The sequence below is a fragment of the Xenorhabdus innexi genome (genome assembly GCF_002632485.1).
In the GTDB taxonomy this organism is placed as follows: domain Bacteria; phylum Pseudomonadota; class Gammaproteobacteria; order Enterobacterales; family Enterobacteriaceae; genus Xenorhabdus; species Xenorhabdus innexi.
This window is the reverse complement of the sequence record NZ_NIBU01000015.1, coordinates 84,499-87,754: the sequence shown is the minus strand read 5'-3', so window position 1 is coordinate 87,754 and position 3,256 is coordinate 84,499. Positions and strand designations below refer to the sequence as shown.

At 53.8% G+C, this 3,256-nt stretch carries 2 rRNA genes; both read left to right on the top strand.

The window, feature by feature from the left end:
• The first annotated feature begins 121 nt into the window (after positions 1 to 121).
• A 23S ribosomal RNA gene (locus Xinn_RS23690) occupies positions 122 to 3,031 on the top strand.
• Between the two features lie 107 nt (positions 3,032 to 3,138).
• Positions 3,139 to 3,254: ribosomal RNA gene (gene rrf, locus Xinn_RS23685) — 5S ribosomal RNA — on the top strand.
• Positions 3,255 to 3,256 lie beyond the last annotated feature (2 nt).

Sequence of the window (3,256 nt, the reverse complement as noted above, 5' to 3'; positions counted from 1 at the left end):
TGCTCTTTAACAATCTGGAACAAGCTGAAAAATTTGAAACACTCAGTGATTTTGCTGTTTGACAGCAAGGTGATTGAGGAGTCTCTCAAAACCCCAATCCGAAGACACCTTCGGGTTGTGAGGTTAAGCGACTAAGCGTACACGGTGGATGCCTAGGCAGTCAGAGGCGATGAAGGGCGTGCTAATCTGCGATAAGCGCCGGGAAGGGGATATGACCCGCAAGACCCGGCGATACCCGAATGGGGAAACCCAGTGCAATCCGTTGCACTATCGTTTGATGAATTCATAGTCAAACGAGGCGAACCGGGGGAACTGAAACATCTCAGTACCCCGAGGAAAAGAAATCAACCGAGATTCCCCCAGTAGCGGCGAGCGAACGGGGAGGAGCCCAGAACCAACAACGGCTTGTGTGTCAGTGGAAGCGCCTGGAAAGGCGCGCAGTAAAGGGTGATAGCCCCGTACACGAAGACGCATAAGCCGGGAGTTCGACGAGTAGGGCGGGACACGTGGTATCCTGTCTGAACATGGGGGGACCATCCTCCAAGGCTAAATACTCCTGACTGACCGATAGTGAACCAGTACCGTGAGGGAAAGGCGAAAAGAACCCCGGCGAGGGGAGTGAAAGAGAACCTGAAACCGTGTACGTACAAGCAGTGGGAGCACCCTTTGGGGTGTGACTGCGTACCTTTTGTATAATGGGTCAGCGACTTATATTCTGTAGCAAGGTTAACCGTATAGGGGAGCCGCAGGGAAACCGAGTCTTAACTGGGCGTTAAGTTGCAGGGTATAGACCCGAAACCCGGTGATCTAGCCATGGGCAGGTTGAAGGTTGGGTAACACTAACTGGAGGACCGAACCGACTAATGTTGAAAAATTAGCGGATGACTTGTGGCTGGGGGTGAAAGGCCAATCAAACCGGGAGATAGCTGGTTCTCCCCGAAAGCTATTTAGGTAGCGCCTCGTGAATTCATCTTCGGGGGTAGAGCACTGTTTCGGCTAGGGGGTCATCCCGACTTACCAACCCGATGCAAACTGCGAATACCGAAGAATGTTATCACGGGAGACACACGGCGGGTGCTAACGTCCGTCGTGGAGAGGGAAACAACCCAGACCGCCAGCTAAGGTCCCCAAGTCATGGTTAAGTGGGAAACGAAGTGGGAAGGCTCAGACAGCCAGGATGTTGGCTTAGAAGCAGCCATCATTTAAAGAAAGCGTAATAGCTCACTGGTCGAGTCGGCCTGCGCGGAAGATGTAACGGGGCTAAACCATGCACCGAAGCTGCGGCAGCGACGCTTAGGCGTTGTTGGGTAGGGGAGCGTTCTGTAAGCCGTTGAAGGTGAATCGTGAGGTTTGCTGGAGGTATCAGAAGTGCGAATGCTGACATAAGTAACGATAAAGCGGGTGAAAAACCCGCTCGCCGGAAGACCAAGGGTTCCTGTCCAACGTTAATCGGGGCAGGGTGAGTCGACCCCTAAGGCGAGGCTGAAAAGCGTAGTCGATGGGAAACAGGTTAATATTCCTGTACTCGGTGTTACTGCGAAGGGGGGACGGAGAAGGCTATGTCATCCGGGCGACGGTCGTCCCGGTTTAAGCGTGTAGGTGGGCAGTCCTGGTAAATCCGGACAGCCGTTAACACTGAGGCGTGACGACGAGGCACTACGGTGCTGAAGTGACAGATGCCCGGCTTCCAGGAAAAGCCTCTAAGCATCAGGTAACATTGAATCGTACCCCAAACCGACACAGGTGGTCAGGTAGAGAATACTCAGGCGCTTGAGAGAACTCGGGTGAAGGAACTAGGCAAAATGGTGCCGTAACTTCGGGAGAAGGCACGCTGGCGCGTAGGTGAAGGGACTTGCTCCCGGAGCCGAAGCCAGTCGCAGATACCAGCTGGCTGCAACTGTTTAATAAAAACACAGCACTGTGCAAACACGAAAGTGGACGTATACGGTGTGACGCCTGCCCGGTGCTGGAAGGTTAATTGATGGGGTTATCGCTTTGCGAGAAGCTCTTGATCGAAGCCCCAGTAAACGGCGGCCGTAACTATAACGGTCCTAAGGTAGCGAAATTCCTTGTCGGGTAAGTTCCGACCTGCACGAATGGCGTAATGATGGCCAGGCTGTCTCCACCCGAGACTCAGTGAAATTGAACTCGCTGTGAAGATGCAGTGTACCCGCGGCAAGACGGAAAGACCCCGTGAACCTTTACTATAGCTTGACACTGAACACTGGTCCTTGATGTGTAGGATAGGTGGGAGGCTTGGAAGCGTGGACGCCAGTCTGCGTGGAGCCATCCTTGAAATACCACCCTTTAATGGCTGGTGTTCTAACGTAGGCCCGTTATCCGGGTTGCGGACAGTGTCTGGTGGGTAGTTTGACTGGGGCGGTCTCCTCCCAAAGCGTAACGGAGGAGCACGAAGGTTAGCTAATCACGGTCGGACATCGTGAGGTTAGTGCAAAGGCATAAGCTAGCTTGACTGCGAGAGTGACGGCTCGAGCAGGTACGAAAGTAGGTCTTAGTGATCCGGTGGTTCTGAATGGAAGGGCCATCGCTCAACGGATAAAAGGTACTCCGGGGATAACAGGCTGATACCGCCCAAGAGTTCATATCGACGGCGGTGTTTGGCACCTCGATGTCGGCTCATCACATCCTGGGGCTGAAGTAGGTCCCAAGGGTACGGCTGTTCGCCGTTTAAAGTGGTACGCGAGCTGGGTTTAGAACGTCGTGAGACAGTTCGGTCCCTATCTGCCGTGGGCGTTGGAAGATTGAAAGGGGCTGCTCCTAGTACGAGAGGACCGGAGTGGACGCACCACTGGTGTTCGGGTTGTCATGCCAATGGCATTGCCCGGTAGCTACGTGCGGCAGAGATAACCGCTGAAAGCATCTAAGCGGGAAACTTGCCTTAAGATGAGTCTTCCCTTGTCCCTTGAGGACACTGAAGGAGCGTTCGAGACGAGGACGTGGATAGGCTGGGTGTGTAAGCGTTGCGAGACGTTGAGCTAACCAGTACTAATGAACCGTGCGGCTTAACCTGACAACACCGAAGGTGTTTTAGGGTGTTTGAGAGAAAGACGAAGTTTCAAAGAGAAAATGCGGCATGAAAGCCGCAAGCAGCTTGTTCGGGATTGAAAACAGGATTTGTCTGGCGGCAATAGCGCGGTGGTCCCACCTGACCCCATGCCGAACTCAGCAGTGAAACGCCGTAGCGCCGATGGTAGTGTGGGGTCTCCCCATGTGAGAGTAGGACACTGCCAGACAT